Below are 20145 nucleotides of genomic sequence, written 5' to 3' on the forward strand. Positions count from 1 at the left end.
TCGGGCCATTTTTTTTATTACTATTAGAGCACCGCTCTCAATTGAATCGACTTATGTCTGAATCTAACAGCCAAAATCTTTCTGAAACCTTGTTCCAGAAACACAAGCAAGCTCAAGAAACCTCGGCATTAATTCGCTATATGCCAAGTAGCCAAGAAATTTTGGATCTTAAAAAACAACAAGAAGGGTACGTTTGGTATCGAAATCTCAGGCGTTTACAGTGGATATGGCAAGGTGTTGATCCTGTAGAGCAAGAAGAAGTTCTCGCCCGCATTGCCTCTTCGAAACATTCGCGAACCGAAGCGGATTGGTTAGATACGGTTATGGGCTATCACAGTGGTAACTGGGCATACGAGTGGACTAAGCTGGGGATGCGTCACCAAAAGCGCGCTAATGACAAGCAAGACGAAGAGGCAGCCAATGAACTTTTTTCCGCGTCGCTCTGCTTTAGCATTGCTGGTTATCCGCATCTAAAAAATGATAATTTATCCTTGCAGGCGCAGATACTGTCAAACAGCGCTTATAACGAAGCGGCCAAATTGACTCGTTATGTGATTAAGCAAGTTGAAGTACCCTATAAGAACAAAAAAATAGTCGCTAATTTGCATTTGCCCAATACCGATAGGCCTCATCCGGTCGTTTTGGTTAGCGCCGGTTTAGACAGTTTGCAGACGGATATGTGGCGTTTGTTTAGAGATTATCTCGCGCCTAGAGATATTGCGATGTTAACCATTGATATGCCCTCCGTAGGTCATAGCTCCCATTGGCCTTTAACTGAAGATTCTTCATGTCTGCATCAAGCCGTACTCAATGAACTGGAAAGCTTGCCTTGGGTTGAGCATCGAAAAGTGGGGCTTGTTGGATTTCGATTTGGTGGTAACTCCATGATCAGGCTCTCTTTTCTAGAGCAAGATAAAATCAAGGCTTGTGTTTCATTAGGCGCACCTATCCACGATATTTTAGCTTCGCCAGAAAAATTGAAAAAAATGCCCAAAATGTATATTGATGTGCTGGCGTCTCGTTTAGGTAAAGACGTGGTGGATATTAATAGTCTTGCTGGGTTGATGCGAGCGTGGTCACTGAAAGTGCAAGGCTTTTTAACCAGTAGGCGAACTAAAGTTCCGATTTTGGCTTTAGGATTAGAAGGTGATCCCATTTCACCCTATTCAGATAATCAATTAGTTGCAATTTTTAGTGAATATGGCAAAGCGAAACAGATAAAAAGCAAAACAATTACACAAGGATATGAGCAATCCCTCGATTTAGCGATAAAGTGGTTAGAAGATGAGCTATTTAGGTGACTTTTCTACTAAATTAGTTAAGCATGATATTGGTATGCGGTAACAAGCATATGATTAATAAAAATAATGATCGTTCTTAACATTGAAATGGAGAGTCAATATGTCAGAAATGACCCACACCCCGACTCATTATCGCTTATTGTCTGCTTTAAAAGCTATTGGACCTTATTTACGAGAAGGCCAATGTCGTGAGGATCACTACTTATTTGATTGCCTTGCGTCTTGCGTTAATGACAAAAAATCCCCAGAAAAACGAGAGTTTTGGGGCTGGTGGCTGGAACTTACTAAGAAAGAATCAGGGTTTGAGGCTAAGTATCATACAGGACGTTACAACTTAGCTGGCACGTGGGATGCCGACGCGATTCCTAAATCCGTATTTTCTGAAGTCAAACGTACCCAAGAAGAGTTTCATGCCAAACTGGTAGCGAGTCTCTATGAGCGCTTTGAATTGAGTGTTGAGATTGCACAAGATTCCGCTGAATTCGTCTGATTTTCGTTATCCCCTTATCCTCGTGATGAAAAAGGTGCTTTTTAGCACCTTTTCTACTTGTGAATTATTGCTTTGATTGCTAAAACATCAGCTCTTATGTGTTTTCCATTTCAGAAGAAATCATGACAACGAATCAACAAAGCGGAAAAGCGGTGCAACTTCAAACAATCGTTGTGAAGCTAGGAACCAGTGTATTAACCGGTGGTACTTTGGCGTTAGATAGAGCTCATATGGTTGAGCTTGTCCGTCAATGTGCTGAACTGAAAAAGCAAGGCCACTCAGTGGTGATTGTATCGTCGGGCGCAATTGCCGCTGGTCGAGAACACTTAGGTTACCCCGCACTCCCCAACGCAATGGCTAGCAAACAGTTGCTTGCTGCGGTTGGGCAGAGTCAACTGATTCAAGCATGGGAATCTCTTTTTGCCATCTATGGGATTAAAATAGGTCAAATGCTACTGACTCGTGCCGATCTAGAAGATCGTGAGCGTTTTTTGAATGCGCGAGATACCATTAATGCTTTGGTCGAGCACGATATTATTCCTGTGGTCAACGAAAACGATGCAGTGGCAACCAGTGAAATCAAAGTGGGCGACAACGACAATTTGTCAGCCTTGGTCGGTATCTTATGTGGTGCCGATAAACTATTGCTGCTCACTGATCAAAAAGGGCTCTTCACCGCAGACCCGCGTAAAGATCCTAACGCTGAACTGATTAAAGAAGTCAAAACCATTGATGATACCTTGCGTAAAATCGCTGGGGGTAGTGGTACCACGCTTGGCACCGGAGGTATGGCAACTAAGCTTCAGGCCGCTGATATTGCTCGTCGTGCAGGGATTGAAGTCATTATCGCCGCAGGGCGTGCCAGCAACGTTATTTTTGACTCTTTAAGTGATGCGCCACAAGGCACCCGTTTCTTGCCATGTACCGAAGCGTTAGAAAACCGCAAACGCTGGATTTTAGCGGGTCCTGCCGCTTCTGGTGACATTGTCATTGATGGCGGAGCCGTCAACGCTGTAGTTGCGAATGGCAGTAGCTTATTAGCGAAAGGGGTAGTGAATGTCAGTGGTACTTTTGCACGTGGTGAAGTGGCGCGAGTAACCGATAAACAAGGCGTATTAATTGCCCGTGGCATTGCCGCTTATTCCAGCCAAGACTTAGCCAAAATCGCGGGTAAACACAGCAAAGATATCGGAGGCATTTTAGGTTACGATTATGGCTCAGAAGTAATTCATCGCGATGATCTTGTTGTGATCCAAGAATAAGGAAAAGAAAGTGGATTTAACCATAATGGGTAAAGCCGCCAAACAGGCCGCTTTCCAGCTCGCTACCGTTTCAACGACACAAAAAAACAATGCATTAGCGATCATTGCCGATGAACTGGAGGCGCAGAGCGCCGTGATTTTAAAAGCGAATGCTCAAGATATCGAACTGGCCCGAGAAGCCGGGTTGAACGATGCCATGCTTGATCGCTTATTGCTCAATGAATCGCGCCTGCAAGCCATTGCTAATGACGTGCGTAATGTGATTAATCTCAATGACCCTGTCGGTAGTGAAATCGATAGCCGAGTGCTTGAAAACGGATTGTCATTGTCTCGCCGCCGAGTACCGTTAGGTGTGGTGGGCGTTATTTATGAAGCGCGTCCGAATGTGACCATTGATATTGCGGCATTGTGTTTAAAAACGGGTAACGCCAGTATTTTACGGGGAGGGAAAGAGACCTTTTTCTCCAATATGGCGCTAGTCAACGTTATTCAATCGGCGCTAGAAAAAGCACAACTACCAGCGGCTGCGGTGCAGTATATTGAAAAACCGGATCGCGAACTGGTTTCACAGCTGCTCAAGCTGGATGAATATGTTGATATGATCATTCCGCGCGGCGGCGCTAGCCTACATAAAATGTGCAAAGAAAACAGCACCATTCCAGTGATTATTGGTGGTTTTGGCATTAGCCATATTTTTGTTGACCAATCGGCGGATCTAGACAAATCAGTCGAGGTAATTGAAAACGCCAAAATTCAGCGCCCTTCTGCGTGCAACGCACTGGATACTTTGCTGGTTCATCAAGCGATTGCCAGTGAGTTTTTGGCAAAACTGGTGCTACGACTTAATGATCAAGTGACCTTCGTTGTAGAGCCAAAAGCCCAAACCTGCATGAGCCATGCGAAACAGTTGAGAGAGGCCGTTGAAGGCGATTTTGACACCGAATGGCTAAGTTACACTTTGGGCGTCAAAGTGGTCGATGACGTGCAGCAAGCGATTGAACATATGCGTGAACACAATGCAAGCCATTCGGATGCGATCATGACAAATGACCTATTTAATGCAGAGCTGTTTATTAATTCAGCGGGCTCTGCTGCAGTGTATGTCAATGCTTCGACGCGTTTTACCGATGGGGCTCAATTTGGTTTAGGTGCTGAAGTGGCCGTTTCGACCCAAAAATTGCACGCTCGCGGGCCGATGGGCTTAGAAGAGTTGACCAGTTACAAGTGGGTTGGCAAAGCCAATTACTTATCACGCCGTTAAGTTCTTTTCGTTATGGATAACGCAAAGTGTGGTTGTTAACAAAATAGAGATTGAAAAGGGGCTGATGCCCCTTTTGCGTTCAACTTGCGTACTAATTCCGGTACACTGATGCTCATTGCTATGGAGGTGATATGCATTGTCCTTTTTGTTCAGAGAACGATACCAAAGTGATTGATTCTCGTCTTGTCGCTGATGGCCATCAAGTGCGCCGTCGCCGTCAATGTTTGGCATGTAATGAACGTTTTACCACGTTTGAATCGGCCGAGCTCTTGATGCCAAGAGTCATCAAATCAAATGGAAATCGTGAACCGTTTAACGAAGATAAAATGGTCGGTGGTATACAGCGAGCATTAGAAAAACGCCCCGTCAGCGCCGATGCGATTGAGCTTGCAATCAGTATGATTAAATCTCAGTTGCGAGCTACTGGTGAGCGAGAAGTCCCAAGTAAAATGATTGGTAACTTGGTGATGGAGCAGCTCAAAGTACTCGATAAAGTCGCTTACATCCGCTTTGCCTCCGTGTATCGCAGTTTTGAAGATATTCGTGAGTTTGGTGAAGAAATCGCGAAGCTGGAAGATTAATCGCTTATGTTTACTCCTTTTGATTATCAAATGATGTCGCGAGCCATTGAGCTTGCCAAAGGTGGCGTTTTTACCACTCAACCTAACCCCAATGTCGGCTGCGTGATCACTCAAGGAGAGCAGATTGTTGGTGAAGGTTTTCATGTTCGTGCTGGTGAGCCGCATGCCGAAGTGCACGCCTTACGCATGGCAAACGAGCAAGCGCAAGGTGCTACTGCTTATGTCACTTTAGAGCCTTGCTCGCATCATGGCCGTACACCGCCTTGCGCTGAAGGCTTGATTAACGCCAAAGTGGCGAAAGTGATTTGCGCAATGCAAGATCCGAATCCTCAAGTCGCTGGGCGTGGTATTCAAATGTTGCGTGACGCTGGGATTGAAGTCGAAGTCGGTTTGTTAGAAGCGGATGCCATCGCGCTCAATCCGGGTTTTATTAAACGCATGACAAGTGGGATGCCCTTTGTCCAATTGAAAATGGCCGCAAGTCTTGATGGACAAACAGCACTCAATAATGGTCAGAGTCAATGGATCACTTCAGCGGCCGCGCGGCGAGATGTGCAAAAATTTCGCGCCAAAGCGGGTGGGATTTTATCGACCAGCAAAACAGTGATTGAAGATGATGCTTCATTGACTGTGCGTTGGGATGAACTGCCTCCATCAGTGCAAGTGAACTACCCACAACATCAGTTACGCCAACCAGTGCGAGTTATTCTTGACAGGCAAAACCAACTCCATGATGGTCTAAAGCTGTATCAACATTCCGGTGAAGTATTGGTGCTTGGCACTGAACATACGTCATTGCTCAATAGCAACCAGACACAATTTGAGTTAGCGGATACCTTAGCTTATTTAGCTGAGCAGTCACAAATGAATCATCTCTGGGTAGAAGCTGGTGCCACACTGGCTCGTTCACTGATCCAAGCCCAATTGGTCGATGAGATCATTTTGTACTTAGCGCCTAAAATCATGGGTAGTGATGGTCGGGGGCTATTTGGTGCTTTGGGGCTATCTTCCATGGCGGATACGCTAGAGTTAATCATCAAAGATGTACGACAAGTTGGGCCGGATATTCGGATCATTGCCGTACCTAAAATAAAAGATAAATAGCATGTTTACAGGAATTATCGAGGCGGTAGGTACACTTGCCGCGATTACGCCCAAAGGTGAAGACATCAGCGTGACCGTGAAAGTCGGTCATCTTGATATGAGCGATGTCAAACTTGGTGACAGTATTGCCACAAATGGTGTCTGTTTGACCGTGGTAGATTATAACAGCACTCAATATACCGCGGATCTCTCACTAGAAACGCTCAACAAAACCGGGTTTGCTCACTATCAAGTTGGTGACAAGGTCAACCTAGAAAAAGCCATGTTGCCGACCACTCGTTTTGGTGGACACATTGTTTCTGGGCACGTTGACGGTGTTGGTGAAATCATTGAACGTAATCCTGTTGGTCGTTCGATAGAGTTTTGGGTAGCGATCCCACCGGCATTGAATAAATACGTGGCTGAAAAAGGCTCAATTACAGTAGATGGTATCAGCCTCACTGTGAATGATTTAAGAAAGAATGCCTTTAAGCTGACCATAGTGCCTCACACTTCTGCCGAAACGACCATTGATGCATTTCATGTTGGGCGTAAAGTGAATTTGGAAGTGGATGTGCTCGCGCGTTATATGGAGTGTTTGCTGCAAAACCAGCAAGATGAAGAGACACCAGAGTCAAAAATTAGCTTAGCATTTTTACAACAAAATGGTTTTGCGTAAACCGCGCATTGTCCCATGCCACCACGGTCGTGGATAAATCTAAGTCAGGGACTGTGCGGAAAATAGTTCAGCGATAGGAAAATAGAGTATGCCAATAAGTACCCCGCAAGAGATCATTGAAGATATTCGTCTTGGGAAAATGGTCATCTTAATGGATGACGAAGATCGTGAGAACGAAGGTGACTTGATCATGGCCGCCGAGCACGTTACTCCTGAAGCTATTAATTTTATGGCTAAATTTGGTCGTGGCCTGATCTGCTTAACCATGACTAAAGCTCGTTGTCAGCGTTTAGGCTTGGCTCCTATGGTGCAGGATAATAATGCTCAATACACCACCAATTTTACCGTCTCGATTGAAGCGGCCGAAGGCGTAACCACCGGCATTTCAGCGGCCGATCGCGCCGTGACGGTACAAGCTGCGGTGGCGAAAGAGGCGAAAGCTTCAGACTTAGTGCAACCTGGGCACATTTTCCCACTGGCTGCGCAAGAGGGGGGCGTTTTAACTCGCGCTGGGCATACGGAAGCCGGTTGTGATTTGGCGCGCCTTGCGGGATTAGAACCCGCCTCTGTGATCGTCGAAATTTTAAATGATGATGGCACCATGGCGCGTCGCCCTGATCTTGAAGTGTTTGCCGAGCAACATGGTTTAAAACTCGGTACGATTGCTGATCTGATTGAATATCGTAATAACACAGAAACGACCATTGAGCGTGTTGCACAGTGCAAGTTGCCGACAGAATACGGTGAATTTGAACTGATCACTTACCGCGACGTGATTGATAATCAGATCCATTACGCATTGCAAAAAGGAGCATTGGATGGTCAAGCGCCATTGGTGCGAGTTCATCTGCACGATACCTTTACCGATTTGCTGCGCAGTGATCGCAATGCTGAACGCAGTTGGACGTTAGATAAAGCGATGCAGCGTATCGGCCAAGAGGGCGGCGTATTGGTCATTTTAGGTAATGAAGAGTCGAGCGACTTATTGATCCATCGCGTTAAAATGTTTGAGCAACAAGACAAAGGCCAAGCGCCTACTTTAGCGAAAAAACAAGGTACTTCACGCCGTGTGGGGATTGGTTCACAAATTCTGGCGGATTTAGGTGTTCGTGACATGCGTTTACTCTCTTCAGCCAATAAAAAGTATCACGCTTTAGGCGGTTTCGGCTTGAATGTGACTGAGTATGTTTGCCAATAACGTCATCTCGTTTTAGCGCTTAGAACCTAACGTCACATTTAAAAATACACCGTAATAAAACCAATAAAGGAAGCCCAACGCTTCCTTTATTATTTCGCTGATTAGCCGCTTGGTTTGCCGTCTAAGCCGAATTTCCATTAGATATTGCTCACAAAATTGTGCTAGAATCCGGCGATTCTCACTTGTGTATATAGTTAAAGGAAGGCTTATGAAAGTGATCGAGGGTGGTTTCCCCGCACCAAATGCAAAAATTGCTATCGTTATTTCTCGTTTCAACAGTTTTATTAACGAAAGCCTGCTTTCTGGTGCAATCGATACTTTAAAGCGTCACGGACAAGTTAGCGATGACAATATTACTGTTGTTCGCTGCCCTGGTGCTGTCGAATTACCTCTTACTGCTCAACGCGTAGCAAAAACGGGTAAATACGACGCTATCGTGTCTCTTGGCACTGTGATTCGTGGTGGTACGCCACACTTTGATTATGTGTGCAGTGAATGCAATAAAGGTTTGGCGCAAGTGTCTCTGGAATACAGCCTTCCAGTAGCATTTGGTGTTCTAACTGTTGATACCATCGATCAAGCCATTGAACGCGCGGGAACCAAGGCTGGTAACAAAGGTGCAGAAGCTGCACTAAGCGCGCTTGAGATGATTAACGTTCTTTCAGAAATTGATTCCTAATGGGGGCCAGTGTGAAACCAGCCGCACGTCGTAATGCACGTCAATTTGCGCTACAAGCAATTTATTCTTGGCAAATTACAAAAGAAAATGTTGCCACTATCGAAGAGCAATTCCTCTCGGGTGGTAAGTATGATGAAGAAGAGCATCATGCTGCTGAGCCAGCGTTAGCGGCTCCAGAAACCGACGTTGCATATTTCCGTGATCTACTCACGGGTGTAGTGCTAAGCCACACAGAGCTAGATAGCAAATTGCGTCCTTTCGTGTCTCGTCCAATGCAAGACTTAGACATGATGGAATTGGCGTTACTTCGTTTAGCCATGTACGAAATGACTCGTCGCGATGATGTGCCATATAAAGTGGTCATCAATGAGGCGATTGAGTTAGCAAAGGTATTTGCTGCTGAAGATAGCCATAAATTTGTGAATGGCGTGCTTGATAAAGCCGCCCCACATGTACGCAAAAAATAATAAGTCGTTTTAAAATAAAAGGTCAGCATTCGCTGACCTTTTTTATGACGGATCTTTCTCCGCGAAAGCCCTAAGCGATGAGAAATGATGTACATAATAAAAACTCAGGGCAGGGAATTTTTTATGTTCGGTGAATTCAATTTAATCGATACCTATTTCTCTAACCGTCAGTCACAACGTAAAGATGTCTCTCTTGCTCTAGGAGATGATTGTGCATTGGTCAAAGCACCAGAAAATGTTCGGATCGCCATCAGTACCGACACCTTAGTCGCAGGCACTCATTTTTTAACCGATGCGAATCCGGCTTGGGTGGCTCATAAAGCATTGTCATCTAACATCAGTGATCTGGCTGCGATGGGGGCAACGCCTGCTTGGGTATCGCTCGCACTCACTCTACCCAGTGTCGATGAAGCATGGCTAAAACCCTTTTGTGATGCTTTTTTCGAACTTGCGAATTACTACAATATTCAGCTAATTGGTGGGGATACAACCAAAGGACCACTGAGCATTACCTTGACAGTACAAGGTTTTGTGCCACAAGAATTGGCGCTGCTGCGCAGTGGAGCCAAAGTGGGAGATTGGGTTTACGTCACTGGCGAGCTTGGTGATAGCCAAGCAGGGCTCGATGTGATTCTTGACCCAAGCTTACGCCATAAACCTTTTGCCCAAGAGCTTGAAAAGCGTCACTATCTCTCAACGCCAAGAATTCTTGCTGGCCAAGCATTGCTTCATTTGGCTTCTTCTGCAATTGATATTTCCGATGGTTTAGTGTCTGATCTCAAACATATTTTGCATCGTTCAAATGTTGGGGTGAGTTTAGATGTCGGTGCGTTGCCTATCTCGCAAGAGCTGTTGCAGTTTGTGGGCGAGAGACAAATAGCCCAGCAATATGCACTAACCAGCGGTGAAGAGTATGAGTTGTGTTTCACTGTTCCAGAGCATAACCGAGGTTCCATCGAAAGTGCGCTTGCTCATTGTGGTTGTAAGGTGAGTTGCATTGGCCAAATTCGCCCGCAGGGTATTTTTGAGCTCCAGCATCAAGGGAAAAAACTCAATTGGCAGTTAAGCGGCTATGATCATTTTAAGGTGAACGGATGACAAACCCTATCGCATTAATCTCATTAAAGAACCCTTGGCATCTTTTGGCCACGGGTTTTGGCAGTGGCCTATCGCCTATCGTGCCCGGCACAATGGGAACGCTTGCCTCAGTGCCTTTTTATTTGCTGTTAGTACAGCTACCTCTCACTGTATATTGTGCTGTGGTTGTGCTGGCTTGTTTGGTGGGCGTGAAAATTTGCCAAGTGACTTCTGACGACATGAAAGTGCATGACCACGGTTCGATTGTGTGGGATGAATTTGCCGGTTTTTGGATAACAATGCTAGTCGTGCCACTGTTTGAATTGCCCAGTTTAGATTGGAAATGGCTGGTGGCTGGATTCGTACTGTTTCGCTTTTTCGATATGCTCAAACCGTGGCCGATCAGTTGGTTAGATAAACGAGTGCATGGTGGTTTGGGGATTATGCTCGATGATATCGTGGCAGGTGTTGTATCCGCGATTGCGCTGTATTGGGTCGGCTTTTGGGCGGGTTGGTTATAACATGGTCAGCGTTCAATATTGATTGACGGCTTAGACTTAGCAACAAAAAAGGTTCCTTTGGGAACCTTTTTTGTCAGTGAAGAGTTATCTGAAACAGGGTTATTCGATGCTCTGGGTATCTAAAGTTACTTTACCGTCTTGAGACTATTTTAGCTTCTCTAAGTCAGCTTCAATTTCAGCGATTTTGCTCGTGACCACTTTTTCCAAATGGCGCAAGTCAGTCAATATTTTTTGCTTCAGATCGAGATCACTCATAGGAACCGGCTTAGTGATTTTATTTAGTTCATCAATCACCAAAGTTAAATTACGGTTGATCTCCGTCACCTCTTTGTATTGATGGCTGCCGCTATCGACCAATACATTTTTTACTTGTCGAGGGTATTTAAATTTCACGCTTTTAGCGAACAGCTCGCCTTTCTGCTTATGAAAGTAAATCTTCAACACATCTTTATGGGCTTCTTGACGAAGTGAATAGCGCTCAATCTGTTTAGGATCTTGAATGCCTAAACCGGTGAGGTAGGGATACATAGGCAACCTCTATTGTATTTTGTGACACATCAATGAACCATTTCAATGTAGCAGTCCATGCTCGCCCGAGATAGTTCATCGTGATATCAATGGTTCAAGTTGTGGACCAGATCGCTTTCCTTTTCCGTTTAATTTGGCGCGAGTTCAGAAACATTTTTAATCAGCATTTCACGTAACGTGCACTCTTCTTCTTCACTCAATTTTCCGCCTTGTGAACCGGTGAGAATAAACAAGTCTTCTGCTCGTTCGCCAATGGTGGTGATTTTTGCACCATGCAGGTTAATGTTTAAGTCAGCAAATGTGGCTCCGACCGTTGCTAGCAGTCCCGGAGTATCAAGTGCGACTAATTCCATTAAGGTTCGTTTATTGCTTTTGGTGGGTAAAAAATCGATTTTAGTTTTGACTTTAAAATGTTGCAAGTTACGTGGTGTGCGGCGCAATTTCAGTTTGTTCTGCCAACCCGTTTCTAGCCCACTGAGTAGGTGTTTGATCAACGATGGGTGACACTCTTCGTCAATTGCATGGCCGTTTTGATCCAGTACCATGAAGGTATCAAGGACGTAGCCATCTTTACTCGACATGATCTGCGCATCATGAACATTGAGATTTCGACGGTCTAGTTCAGCAACCACAGTTGCAAAGAGGGCGGGTTGATCTTTAGTATAAACAAACAATTCAGTGCCGCCACGAGTGGCTTTTTTGCTCATCAGGATCAGCGGTTGGCTTGGGTCGCTATGTTTGAGTAGGTGCTCACAATGCCAAGCGATCTGCTTGTGAGTGTGACGCAAAAAGTAATCGGCTTTAAAGCGCTGCCAAAGCACTTCAATTTCACGTGCGCTGTAGCCTTCTTTACGAAGCAATGCGGATGCCATTTGTTGGTTGTGGCGAATGCGATCGCGCACATCTACCGGGTTTTCAAGCCCACGCCTAAGTGCCCGCTGTGTTGAGTGATATAGCTCTGCCAGCAAGGTGCGTTTCCAACTGTTCCAAAGCTCAGGGTTAGTAGCGCAGATGTCCGCGACAGTTAGGCAAACAAGATGTTCGAGATACTCTTCATCGCGCACTTTTTTTGCAAATTCGGTAATGACATCTGGGTCGTAAATGTCGCGTCTTTGCGCCGTTACCGACATCAAGAGGTGGTTTTGTACCAGCCAAGAGACTAATTTTGCTTCAGGTTTTGATAAACCGTGTTCAATACAAAAATCATAGGCTTCTACCGCACCGATTTCAGAGTGATCGCCGCCACGCCCTTTGGCAATGTCGTGAAAAATAGCGGCCAGAATCAGCATCTCCTTTTTCTGGAGACGTGGGTAGACTTCGCAACAGATGGGGTGTTTATCGTGATTTTGTGCGTAGCTAAAGGTATTGATGTGTTTGAGAAGACGAATGCTGTGTTCATCGACCGTATAAACATGGAATAGGTCGAACTGCATTTGTCCAACAATTTGGCTCCATTGGGGAAGATAAGCGGCGAGCACGCCTAATTTATGCATCAGGCTGAACGCACGATGTAGTGCGTTAGGGTGACGTACCAATGCCATGAATTTTTCACGCGCTTCGGGAATGGTGTGTAGGAATTTATTGAGCCGCCTTCTGGCTGTACGCAACTGGCGCATGGTTGTGGGCGCAACGCTTTCGATGCTGGAATCATTGGCGATATGAATAAACATATCTAAGATCGTTTCAGGGCGAGCTTGGAAAAGCGCTGGTTTACGAGCTTCTATTAAGTTGCCACGACGTTGAAAATCATCATCTAAAATTTCTGCCACGGCTTCTTCGCCGTTATTGAGTATGGCTTGATCAAACAGACGCAAGAGCATTTTGTTGAGTTCCGCAACACGACGTAGAGTACGGTAGAACTCTTTCATCATCATCTCGACTGCGCGATTTCCTTCACCAGTAAAGCCCAGATGTTCTGCCACTTGAGCTTGATGAGCAAAAATAAGCCGATTGTCATAGCGTTTTAATTCAATGTGCAGCGCAAAGCGCACACGCCATAAAAAGTCTTGGCACTCTACTAGCTCACGATATTCAGCATCAGTTAAAAAACCAAAACGACTCATTTCAAGCAGTGATGTTGCACCAAAGTGGCGTCTAGCCACCCAGCTTAAAGTATGAATGTCTCTTAAGCCTCCAGGAGTCGATTTGATATCGGGTTCAAGGTTATAAGTGGTGTCATGGTAACGAGCGTGTCGGTCGCGCTGCTCTTGAATTTTGGCGCGGTAAAAGGTTTCGCTTGGCCAAAACGATTCGGAATGAATCAACATCTTGAGTTTATAAAATGTCTCTTCGCTACCACATAATAGCCGAGCTTCTTGTAAGTTTGTCGCGACGGTTAAATCTTCACGGCCAATTTCAGCGCACTGCTGCACGGTACGCACGGCATGGCCCACTTCTAAACGCAAATCCCACAACAAGGTAATGAATTCGCTAATTTTACTGCCGAGTTCAGCGGGTAAAGTATGATTGGAGACGACCAGAATATCGATATCTGAAAGAGGATGAAGTTCACCGCGGCCATAGCCTCCGACGGCCACTAAACTGATGTCTGGAACCTGCGAAAATGAATAATGTTCCCATAACCTGTAGAGCAGTTGGTCCATATATTCAGAGCGGCCTAATACCAGGTCGTTGACCGGATGGTGGTGCAAAAATTGATGTTTCTGATACTGAGTGAACTGTTCAAGTTGTTGTTTAAGCTCGCCGATAGTGAGTTGTGTGTCAGTAAAGGTGAGGGGAGACTGAAAAGGCATAACGGCAATCCATGCTAGTGATATGTCACAACGTAGACTGACTGTATCAAATCACTGCAGATAAAAAAATATCCCTGCAAGAGGGATATTAATTGATAAGGTTTTGGTTCGATGTAATTAGGCGTTATGCATCAGACGTGGAATGGTTTCTTCTTCACGCAGCGTCAGCACTTCACAGCCAGTGGCGGTAACCAAAATGGTGTGTTCCCACTGCGCTGAGTTTTTGCCATCGGCGGTGTAAACCGTCCAATTGTCTTCATCATCAAGGCGGCAACCAAATTTACCCGCATTAATCATTGGCTCGATAGTGAAAATCATCCCTTCACGCAGTACGGTTCTGTCGCCGTTTTTATAGTGAACCACTTGTGGTTCTTCATGAAATTGATCGCCAATACCGTGGCCGCAATAATCTTTCACAATCGAAAATTTAAGGCGTGGGTTATTTTTATTATTGGTTTTAATGTGTTTTTCGATCGCAGTACCAATCTCACCCAATTGAACTCCGGGTTTGACCTTCTTCATGCCGATATAAAGACACTCTTGCGCAACAAGACATAGGCGCTTATCTGCTGGCGACACTTCACCGACAAAGAACATCTTTGAGGTATCACCGTGGTAGCCATCTTTAATAACCGTGATATCAATGTTCAGAATATCACCCTCTTTCAGTACCGCTGGACGCTGTAATTGCCCATACTGCGTATCTTGAGTTGCCGGAATACCGTGACAAACAATGTGATTGATAGAGGTACAGATCGATTTAGGAAAACCGTGGTAATTCAATGGTGCTGGAATAGCTTGCTGTACTTCAGTGATGTACTTGTGGCAGATCTGGTCAAGTTCTTCAGTGGTGATGCCCACTTTTACATGCGGTTCAATCATCTCAAGGACATCGGCAGCCAGTTTACCCGCGACGCGCATTTTGGCTATTTCTTCAGCAGTTTTGATTTTTACAGACATCGGCTTTCTCTATGCATTAATTCTTAAGCACTTAACTGTGCGAATGGGCGTTATTCTAGCAGTGCATGGATGAATCGCAAGGGATCCCTGTCGGTAAGTAAGAATTGTTTGCATAACTACAGCTTACCTAAGCCATGATGTGTCGTATTTTTTTCTAGCCAGAGAAGGGCTAAATATGGTATAAAGCGCGCCGGAATCGAAGTGCGTTTTCTTCTGAAATGACGAAGCCCACCTTCCTTTCTAAACACATTATCTTTAAATCACACACATTCCGACACGTGTTCCGGGGTGCTCCAACAATAAAACTATCGGCAACAACCGAATAGATGTTAGGGGTCGGATACATGGGGAATGTGGAGGCCTAACCCCATAGAGGATTTTTAAATGGCAACTGTATCAATGCGCGACATGCTAAAAGCTGGTGTTCACTTCGGTCACCAGACTCGTTACTGGAACCCAAAAATGAAGCCATTCATTTTTGGTGCTCGTAGCCGTGTTCACATCATCAACTTAGAAAAAACTGTTCCTATGTTCAACGAAGCTCTAGCTGAGCTACAAAAAGTTGGCGAGAAAAAAGGTAAAGTTCTTTTCGTTGGTACTAAACGCGCAGCATCTGAAGCTGTTAAAGAAGCGGCTATCGCAAGCAACCAATTCTACGTTAACAACCGCTGGTTGGGCGGCATGCTAACTAACTGGAAAACTGTTCGTCAGTCAATCAAGCGTCTAAAAGAGCTTGAAATTCAAGCAACAGATGGCACTTTTGATAAGCTAACTAAGAAAGAAGCTCTAATGCGTACTCGTGAAATGGAGAAGCTAGAGAAATCTCTTGGTGGTATCAAAGATATGGGCGGTCTACCTGACGCACTATTCGTTATCGATGCAGATCACGAGCACATTGCAGTTAAAGAAGCAAACAACCTAGGTATCCCAGTTTACGCTGTTGTTGATACTAACTCTAACCCAGATGGCGTTGACTACATTATCCCTGGTAACGACGACGCAATCCGTGCAATCCAGCTTTACCTAAATGCTGTTGCAGAAACGGTTAACGAAGGTCGTAACAAAGATGCAGCTGCACTTGCTGCTGCAAAAGACGGTTTCGTAGAAGCAGAATAATAGCGGCTCTGAGTCACACTTGATTATATGTGTCACACGATTGATGCATTGAACAAGTTATAGTTAGCATCAGGGGCCAAACAATCGGCCCCTGATTTTTACCACCAGAATCAACTGAGGAATAGAGAATGGCAACTGTAACTGCTGCTCTAGTAAAAGAACTGCGCGAGCGTACTGGCGCAGGTATGATGGAATGTAAAAAAGCGCTTGTAGAAGCAAACGCTGACATCGAACTAGCAATTGAAAACATGCGCAAAAGCGGCGCAGCTAAAGCAGCGAAAAAAGCAGGTAACATCGCAGCTGAAGGTACTATCCTAATTAAAGAAGCTGATGGTTTTGCAGCACTTCTAGAAGTGAACTGCCAAACTGACTTCGTAGCAAAAGACTCAAGCTTCCTAGCGTTCGCTAACGAAGTTCTAGCGGTTGCACTTGCTGAGCGTCTAGATATCGCAGCACTTCAAGCTAAATTTGAAGAAGCGCGTATTGCTCTTGTTGCTAAAATTGGTGAAAACATCACTATCCGTCGCGTTCATTACATCGAAGGCGCTAAAGTAGGTTCATACCGCCATGGCGACCGTATCGGTGTTGTGGTTGCTGGTGAAGCGGATGAAGAGACCATCAAACACGTAGCAATGCACGTTGCTGCTGCAAAACCTGAGTACGTGAACCCTGAAGATGTACCAGCAGAAGTTGTGGCTAAAGAGCGTGAAATCCAAATCGAAATCGCAATGCAATCTGGCAAGCCAGCAGCAATTGCTGAGAAAATGGTTGAAGGCCGCATGACTAAGTTCACAGGTGAAGTATCACTTACTGGTCAAGCGTTCATCATGGACCCTTCTCAAACTGTTGGCGCAATGCTGAAAGCTAAAGGCGCAACCGTTACTAACTTCGTACGTCTAGAAGTTGGTGAAGGTATTGAGAAAGCTCAAGAACTTAGCTTCGCTGAAGAAGTTGCAATGGTTCAAAAAGGTTAATCCTAGCGATTTTGCCTAAAAAGAGACCGTAGCCAAGGCTGCGGTCTTTTTACGAATGGCATATTGAGACTAATTGTGATGATTTAGAATTCAGTATTCAGTTTTAAATCATGACTGTTAATTAACAACTCTCTATTTGGAAGGTAAGCTCCATGACTACGAACCCTAAACCAGCCTATCAACGTATCCTGTTAAAACTTAGCGGTGAAGCGCTACAAGGCGAAGAAGGTTTTGGTATTGATCCTGCGGTGTTAGATCGCATGGCACAGGAAGTAAAAGAACTGGTTGAACTGGGTGTTCAAGTGGGTGTTGTCATCGGCGGCGGTAACTTATTCCGTGGCGCAGGTCTTGCTGAAGCGGGCATGAACCGTGTTGTGGGCGACCACATGGGAATGCTGGCAACCGTAATGAATGGTTTGGCAATGCGTGATGCTTTGCACCGTGCTTATGTGAATGCGCGCGTGATGTCTGCCATTCCTCTTAAAGGTGTGTGTGACGATTACAATTGGGCCGATGCTATCAGCCAACTACGTCAAGGCCGTGTTGTGATCTTCTCTGCGGGTACTGGTAACCCATTCTTCACAACTGATTCTGCTGCCTGTTTGCGCGGTATTGAAATTGAAGCGGATGTGGTTCTAAAAGCGACAAAAGTAGATGGCGTATTTAGTGCAGACCCAGTGGCAAACCCAGACGCAGAACTGTATGATAAGCTGTCTTATACAACCGTGCTTGAAAAAGAGCTAAAAGTGATGGACTTGGCCGCGTTTACGCTAGCGCGTGACCATAAAATGCCAATCCGCGTATTTAATATGAACAAACCGGGCGCACTACGTCGCGTGGTAATGGGTGAAGCGGAAGGTACACTAATTAGCACCGCTGACTAATCACTCCAAAACAAAAAAACAAGTAGGTGATATTTGTGATTAACGAAATCAAGAAAGACGCTCAAGAGCGTATGGATAAGAGCGTAGATGCCCTGAAAAACAACCTTTCTAAGGTACGTACTGGTCGCGCTCACCCAAGTTTACTCTCCGGCATTTCTGTCGATTACTATGGTGCTTCGACACCGCTGAATCAAATCGCTAACGTTGTAGCTGAAGATGCACGTACTCTCGCGATCACTGTTTTTGATAAAGAGTTGACGCCAAAAGTTGAAAAAGCGATTTTGATGTCTGATTTGGGTCTAAACCCAATGTCTGCAGGTACGGTTATTCGTGTACCACTGCCACCACTGACCGAAGAACGTCGTCGTAATTTGGTGAAAATTGTTCGTGGTGAAGCCGAAGGTGGTCGCGTTGCGGTTCGCAACATTCGTCGTGATGCCAATGGCGACTTAAAAGCTCTACTGAAAGATAAAGAAATCTCTGAAGACGAAGATCATAAAGCGCAAGAAGAGATTCAAAAACTTACCGATGTAGCGATTAAGAGAATTGATGAAGTTCTTGCTGCAAAAGAAAAAGAGTTAATGGAAGTTTAATTCGCTCTTTTTAGCCTTTCTAAAACGCTGTGCTCACAGTGCAGCGTTTTTTTATGCTATTTTGCCCTATCAGTTTGGTAATCAATTAATTTCTTATGCAAAACTCATCCCTCTCATCTGATGTATTACCTCAGCACATCGCAATCATTATGGACGGAAATGGCCGTTGGGCTAAAGCGCAAGGTAAGCCTCGTGTATTTGGCCATAAGAATGGTGTAGCAGCGGTCCGAAGAACGATTTCCACTGCAGCGAAATTGGGTATTAAAGCCGTTACTCTGTTTGCCTTTAGTAGTGAAAATTGGCGGCGTCCGGAAGCTGAAGTAGGCGTGTTGATGGAGTTATTTATTACTGTGCTATCCACAGAAGTAAAAAAGCTGCATAAGAACAATCTGCGTCTTAGAGTCATTGGTGATAAAACACGTTTTAGCTCACGCTTACAAACAAAAATAGCTCAGGCAGAAGAGTTAACCTCATCAAACAGTGGCATGGTCGTTAATATCGCCGCAAACTATGGCGGAAAATGGGATATCACAGAAGCAATGCGCTCTATCGCGGTTAAAGTGGCGAGCGGTGAGCTTTCTCCTGATCAGATTGACGAGACGCTGATTACACAGTCGCTAACGATGTCTGATATTCCTGAAGTGGATTTGCTCATTCGTACCAGCGGTGAATGTCGTATTAGTAATTTTATGTTGTGGCAATTGGCCTATGCAGAGATGTACTTTACGCCGATTTACTGGCCTGAGTTTGGTGAAGAAAGTTTAATTGAAGCAGTGACTTGGTTTGTTAACCGTGAACGCCGTTTTGGCTGCACAGGGGAACAGGTTAAGGCATTGATGGAACAGAAATAAAGGATCCATTAGTTTGAAGCAACGAATTATCACGGCGCTCATATTAGCTCCACTGGTGATGCTGGGCATTTTTGAACTGCCACTCCCCCTATTTATGGCCGTTTTGGCCCTTGTGGCGCTCGTCGGTGTATGGGAATGGACGCAGTTTATCGATTCGACATCTAGGTATCTGGCGCTGTTACCCGCCATTATCATTGGTGGAGCAAGTTACCTACTGATTTCCCCTGATGCCGTTAGCCTAGCCAACATGAACTCGAATCACTATGTGATATTAAGTGTTGGGGTGGCTTGGTGGCTGTTTTCTAGCTTTTTAGCTATTACCTATCCTAAATCCCGTCCATGGTGGGAAAAATCCAATCTACTTAGGCACCTTTTTGGTGTGCTTACGCTACTTCCTTTTTTCTGGAGCGTCCTTTTTTTACGCGCAGAAGCCTTTTTGAGTGAGCCATACCACGGTGCTAAGTTGGTGCTATTTGTCTGCTTAATTGTTTGGGCTGCAGACAGTGGCGCTTATTTTGCGGGCAAAAGTTTTGGTAAGCACAAAATGGCACCAGCAGTCAGTCCAAATAAAACCATTGAAGGGTTGATTGGTGGCATTATTACGGCATTGATTGTGGCGTGGTTTACTGCTGATTGGTTTGATATCCGGTTTACAAACACGCTGTCGATGGTTGGTATTACATTAGCGACTGTGATTATCTCTGTGCTCGGTGATCTGGTCGAAAGTATGTTTAAGCGCGTTTCAGGAATTAAAGACAGCAGTAATATTATTCCTGGGCATGGTGGCGTTTTGGATCGTATCGATAGCCTGACGGCTGCATTTCCTGTTTTTGCTCTACTGTATTTCATTTTCTAATGCTTGGGTTAAGCTGTCTTACCCCAATCTT

At 45.1% G+C, this 20145-nt stretch carries 21 protein-coding genes; 18 read left to right on the forward strand and 3 right to left on the reverse strand.

Annotated features, from left to right (window positions below; genetic code table 11):
• Window positions 1-53 precede the first annotated feature (53 nt).
• The 12 genes from frsA (at window position 54) to pgpA (ending at window position 10599) form a co-directional block, all read left to right on the forward strand.
• Entirely contained in the window at window positions 54-1301 is a 1248-nt protein-coding gene (frsA, locus tag AACV32_RS17235; protein ID WP_017049717.1) for an esterase FrsA, read from the forward strand.
• A gap of 100 nt (window positions 1302-1401) precedes the next feature.
• A complete protein-coding gene (crl, locus tag AACV32_RS17240) occupies window positions 1402-1791 on the forward strand; it encodes a sigma factor-binding protein Crl (protein ID WP_026028531.1) in 390 nt (129 codons plus the stop codon).
• A gap of 122 nt (window positions 1792-1913) precedes the next feature.
• The gene (gene proB, locus AACV32_RS17245) at window positions 1914-3053 is read left to right on the forward strand and encodes a glutamate 5-kinase (RefSeq protein ID WP_038148735.1); all 1140 of its coding nucleotides are present in this window, start codon (window positions 1914-1916) and stop codon (window positions 3051-3053) included.
• 10 nt (window positions 3054-3063) lie between these two features.
• Window positions 3064-4314, forward strand: a complete 1251-nt coding sequence (locus AACV32_RS17250; protein WP_170895514.1) for a glutamate-5-semialdehyde dehydrogenase — start codon at window positions 3064-3066, stop codon at window positions 4312-4314.
• A gap of 131 nt (window positions 4315-4445) precedes the next feature.
• Window positions 4446-4895: a transcriptional regulator NrdR gene (nrdR, locus tag AACV32_RS17255; RefSeq protein WP_010320136.1), complete on the forward strand. Its 450-nt coding sequence runs from the start codon at window positions 4446-4448 to the stop codon at window positions 4893-4895.
• 6 nt (window positions 4896-4901) lie between these two features.
• Window positions 4902-5999, forward strand: coding sequence for a bifunctional diaminohydroxyphosphoribosylaminopyrimidine deaminase/5-amino-6-(5-phosphoribosylamino)uracil reductase RibD (ribD, locus tag AACV32_RS17260; protein ID WP_017047324.1), 1098 nt, complete (start codon window positions 4902-4904; stop codon window positions 5997-5999).
• Between the two features lies 1 nt (window position 6000).
• A complete protein-coding gene (locus AACV32_RS17265; protein WP_170895515.1) occupies window positions 6001-6657 on the forward strand; it encodes a riboflavin synthase in 657 nt (218 codons plus the stop codon).
• A gap of 88 nt (window positions 6658-6745) precedes the next feature.
• A complete protein-coding gene (gene ribBA, locus AACV32_RS17270) occupies window positions 6746-7855 on the forward strand; it encodes a bifunctional 3,4-dihydroxy-2-butanone-4-phosphate synthase/GTP cyclohydrolase II (RefSeq protein ID WP_170895516.1) in 1110 nt (369 codons plus the stop codon).
• Between the two features lie 208 nt (window positions 7856-8063).
• Window positions 8064-8534, forward strand: coding sequence for a 6,7-dimethyl-8-ribityllumazine synthase (gene ribH, locus AACV32_RS17275; RefSeq protein WP_026027639.1), 471 nt, complete (start codon window positions 8064-8066; stop codon window positions 8532-8534).
• Complete coding sequence (nusB, locus tag AACV32_RS17280) at window positions 8534-9001, forward strand: transcription antitermination factor NusB (RefSeq protein ID WP_013856197.1); 468 nt, start codon at window positions 8534-8536, stop codon at window positions 8999-9001. The genes ribH and nusB overlap by 1 nt, the downstream gene beginning before the upstream one ends.
• 123 nt (window positions 9002-9124) lie before the next feature.
• Entirely contained in the window at window positions 9125-10099 is a 975-nt protein-coding gene (gene thiL, locus AACV32_RS17285; RefSeq protein WP_026027917.1) for a thiamine-phosphate kinase, read from the forward strand.
• Window positions 10096-10599: a phosphatidylglycerophosphatase A gene (gene pgpA, locus AACV32_RS17290; RefSeq protein ID WP_013856199.1), complete on the forward strand. Its 504-nt coding sequence runs from the start codon at window positions 10096-10098 to the stop codon at window positions 10597-10599. The genes thiL and pgpA overlap by 4 nt, the downstream gene beginning before the upstream one ends.
• A 144-nt stretch (window positions 10600-10743) precedes the next feature.
• Here pgpA and AACV32_RS17295 read toward each other — a convergent pair whose 3' ends face one another.
• The 3 genes from AACV32_RS17295 to map all read right to left on the reverse strand — a co-directional run bounded on the left by AACV32_RS17295 (window position 10744) and on the right by map (window position 14840).
• Window positions 10744-11127 carry a DUF3461 family protein gene (locus AACV32_RS17295; protein WP_026027637.1) on the reverse strand — a complete coding sequence of 128 codons (384 nt, stop codon included), beginning with the start codon at window positions 11125-11127 and terminating at the stop codon, window positions 10744-10746.
• 128 nt (window positions 11128-11255) lie between these two features.
• A complete protein-coding gene (gene glnD / locus AACV32_RS17300) occupies window positions 11256-13880 on the reverse strand; it encodes a bifunctional uridylyltransferase/uridylyl-removing protein GlnD (RefSeq protein ID WP_170895517.1) in 2625 nt (874 codons plus the stop codon).
• Between the two features lie 117 nt (window positions 13881-13997).
• A complete protein-coding gene (map, locus tag AACV32_RS17305; protein ID WP_170895518.1) occupies window positions 13998-14840 on the reverse strand; it encodes a type I methionyl aminopeptidase in 843 nt (280 codons plus the stop codon).
• Window positions 14841-15224: 384 nt separating this feature from the next.
• Between map and rpsB the strand changes: the two genes are divergently transcribed.
• From rpsB to AACV32_RS17335, 6 genes are all read left to right on the forward strand, one after another.
• A complete protein-coding gene (rpsB, locus tag AACV32_RS17310) occupies window positions 15225-15956 on the forward strand; it encodes a 30S ribosomal protein S2 (RefSeq protein ID WP_013856204.1) in 732 nt (243 codons plus the stop codon).
• A 128-nt stretch (window positions 15957-16084) separates the two neighbouring features.
• Entirely contained in the window at window positions 16085-16930 is an 846-nt protein-coding gene (gene tsf, locus AACV32_RS17315) for a translation elongation factor Ts (RefSeq protein ID WP_013856205.1), read from the forward strand.
• A gap of 152 nt (window positions 16931-17082) precedes the next feature.
• The gene (gene pyrH, locus AACV32_RS17320; protein WP_010320123.1) at window positions 17083-17814 is read left to right on the forward strand and encodes a UMP kinase; all 732 of its coding nucleotides are present in this window, start codon (window positions 17083-17085) and stop codon (window positions 17812-17814) included.
• Window positions 17815-17849: 35 nt separating this feature from the next.
• Window positions 17850-18407, forward strand: a complete 558-nt coding sequence (frr, locus tag AACV32_RS17325; protein WP_010320122.1) for a ribosome recycling factor — start codon at window positions 17850-17852, stop codon at window positions 18405-18407.
• A gap of 95 nt (window positions 18408-18502) precedes the next feature.
• On the forward strand, window positions 18503-19258 hold the full coding sequence (locus AACV32_RS17330; protein ID WP_013856207.1) for an isoprenyl transferase: 756 nt from the start codon (window positions 18503-18505) through the stop codon (window positions 19256-19258).
• A 13-nt stretch (window positions 19259-19271) separates the two neighbouring features.
• Window positions 19272-20114 carry a phosphatidate cytidylyltransferase gene (locus AACV32_RS17335; RefSeq protein WP_017047317.1) on the forward strand — a complete coding sequence of 281 codons (843 nt, stop codon included), beginning with the start codon at window positions 19272-19274 and terminating at the stop codon, window positions 20112-20114.
• The last annotated feature ends 31 nt before the right edge of the window (window positions 20115-20145 follow it).

The organism is Vibrio sp. B7, assembly GCF_963888765.1.
GTDB lineage: Bacteria > Pseudomonadota > Gammaproteobacteria > Enterobacterales > Vibrionaceae > Vibrio > Vibrio anguillarum.

Excerpts from the sequence above, each read along its gene's own strand:
- ribBA (WP_170895516.1), top strand. The coding sequence starts at position 6,746 with ATGCCAATAAGTACCCCGCAAGAGATCATTGAAGATATTCGTCTTGGG.
- ribH (WP_026027639.1), top strand. The coding sequence starts at position 8,064 with ATGAAAGTGATCGAGGGTGGTTTCCCCGCACCAAATGCAAAAATTGCT.
- nusB (WP_013856197.1), top strand. The coding sequence starts at position 8,534 with ATGGGGGCCAGTGTGAAACCAGCCGCACGTCGTAATGCACGTCAATTT.
- AACV32_RS17265 (WP_170895515.1), top strand. The coding sequence starts at position 6,001 with ATGTTTACAGGAATTATCGAGGCGGTAGGTACACTTGCCGCGATTACG.
- nrdR (WP_010320136.1), top strand. The coding sequence starts at position 4,446 with ATGCATTGTCCTTTTTGTTCAGAGAACGATACCAAAGTGATTGATTCT.
- frsA (WP_017049717.1), top strand. The coding sequence starts at position 54 with ATGTCTGAATCTAACAGCCAAAATCTTTCTGAAACCTTGTTCCAGAAA.
- ribD (WP_017047324.1), top strand. The coding sequence starts at position 4,902 with ATGTTTACTCCTTTTGATTATCAAATGATGTCGCGAGCCATTGAGCTT.
- crl (WP_026028531.1), top strand. The coding sequence starts at position 1,402 with ATGTCAGAAATGACCCACACCCCGACTCATTATCGCTTATTGTCTGCT.
- proB (WP_038148735.1), top strand. The coding sequence starts at position 1,914 with ATGACAACGAATCAACAAAGCGGAAAAGCGGTGCAACTTCAAACAATC.
- map (WP_170895518.1), bottom strand. The coding sequence starts at position 14,840 with ATGTCTGTAAAAATCAAAACTGCTGAAGAAATAGCCAAAATGCGCGTC.
- tsf (WP_013856205.1), top strand. The coding sequence starts at position 16,085 with ATGGCAACTGTAACTGCTGCTCTAGTAAAAGAACTGCGCGAGCGTACT.
- AACV32_RS17330 (WP_013856207.1), top strand. The coding sequence starts at position 18,503 with ATGCAAAACTCATCCCTCTCATCTGATGTATTACCTCAGCACATCGCA.
- thiL (WP_026027917.1), top strand. The coding sequence starts at position 9,125 with ATGTTCGGTGAATTCAATTTAATCGATACCTATTTCTCTAACCGTCAG.
- AACV32_RS17295 (WP_026027637.1), bottom strand. The coding sequence starts at position 11,127 with ATGTATCCCTACCTCACCGGTTTAGGCATTCAAGATCCTAAACAGATT.
- glnD (WP_170895517.1), bottom strand. The coding sequence starts at position 13,880 with ATGCCTTTTCAGTCTCCCCTCACCTTTACTGACACACAACTCACTATC.
- rpsB (WP_013856204.1), top strand. The coding sequence starts at position 15,225 with ATGGCAACTGTATCAATGCGCGACATGCTAAAAGCTGGTGTTCACTTC.
- pyrH (WP_010320123.1), top strand. The coding sequence starts at position 17,083 with ATGACTACGAACCCTAAACCAGCCTATCAACGTATCCTGTTAAAACTT.
- pgpA (WP_013856199.1), top strand. The coding sequence starts at position 10,096 with ATGACAAACCCTATCGCATTAATCTCATTAAAGAACCCTTGGCATCTT.